Below are 1,417 nucleotides of genomic sequence, written 5' to 3'. Positions count from 1 at the left end.
GTTTCGAGCACGCGGGCGGCTACACGCTCGAGTCCGAGGCGCGGCGGGTGCTGGGCGGCCTCGGCATACGCGAGCGGGACTTCGGGCGGCCGCCCTCGGAGTTCTCCGGCGGCCAGGCGATGCGCATCGCCATGGCGAGGATGCTGTTCCGCTCGCCCGACGTGCTGCTGCTCGACGAGCCGACGAACCACCTCGACGTGGAGTCGGTGGTGTGGCTCGAGTCCTTCCTGCGCGGCTACGACGGCGCGGTGCTCATGGTCAGCCACGATCGTGAGTTCATCGTCGGTCTTGCCGACCGCGTGGCGGAGCTCGAGCGGGGCAAGCTCACGATGTACCCGGGCGGGTACGAGCGCTACCTCGCGGCGCGCGAGCTCGCGCTCGAGCAGTGGCGCGGCGCGTACGAGGCGCAGCAGAAGGAGATCGCACACATGGAGGCGTTCGTCGAGCGCTTCCGCGCCAAGAACACGAAGGCGCGCCAAGCGGCCGACCGGATGCGCAAGCTCGAGCGCATGGAGCGCATCGAGGCACCGCCGGCCGCACGCAAGAAGGTGCGCCTGCGCTTCCCTCAGCCGCCGCGCACGGGCGACGAGGTCGTGCGGCTCACCGGCGTGCGCAAGGGCTACGGCGACCTCGTCGTCTACGACGGGCTCGACCTGACGCTGCTGCGCGGGGACCGTGTGGCGCTCGTGGGGCCGAACGGGGCGGGGAAGTCGACGCTGCTGAAGCTGCTCGCGGGCGCGCATGCGCCCGACGCGGGCGAGGTGCGCTACGGCGCGAACGTGGAGGTCGCGTACTTCGCGCAACACCAGATGGAGGCGCTCGACCCGGCGAAGACGGTCCTGCGCGAACTGTGGGACCGGGCGCCCGACTGGGGCCAGGCCGAGGTCCGCTCCCTGCTCGCGGCGTTCCTGTTCACCGGCGACGATGTCGACAAGCGAGTCGCGGTGCTCTCGGGCGGGGAGCGGGCGCGCCTCGCGCTCGCGAAGCTGCTCGTGAAGCCCGCTCCGCTGCTGTGCCTCGACGAGCCCACGAACCACCTCGACGTGGACTCTTGCGACGTGCTCGAGTCCGCGCTGGCGCACTTCGGCGGCACACTCGTGCTCATCACGCACGACCGGCACCTGATACGCAGCGTGGCCACGCAGATCATCGAGGTGGTCGACGGTCGCGCGACCGTCTACCCCGGCGACTACGCGCACTACCTGTGGAAGAGCGAGCGGGCGGCCGGGTCGGATGGGGCCGCCGCGGCCGAGGGGCCTTCGGCCCGAAGGACAGGATACGGGCCGGCGACCCCTCGGCCCGCGACGCCCGCCGAGCCCGCAGCCCGGAAGACTCGCGACCAGAAACGCGCCGAGTCCGAGGCCCGCAACGCTGCCTACCGCGCCGAGAAGGACCTCGTGCGCGCGGTGTCGCGGCT

The 1,417-nt window shown here is 72.1% G+C and carries 1 protein-coding gene; it reads left to right on the top strand.

The window, feature by feature from the left end; genetic code table 11:
* A partial coding sequence (locus FDZ70_10655) for an ABC-F family ATP-binding cassette domain-containing protein (GenBank protein ID TLM66060.1) occupies nucleotides 1–1,417 on the top strand: 1,417 nt, incomplete at both ends.

It is taken from the genome of Actinomycetota bacterium, assembly GCA_005774595.1.
Classification (GTDB): domain Bacteria; phylum Actinomycetota; class Coriobacteriia; order Anaerosomatales; family D1FN1-002; genus D1FN1-002.
The sequence above is the reverse complement of the archived record's forward strand: the minus strand, read 5'-3'. Positions and strand labels throughout refer to the sequence as shown.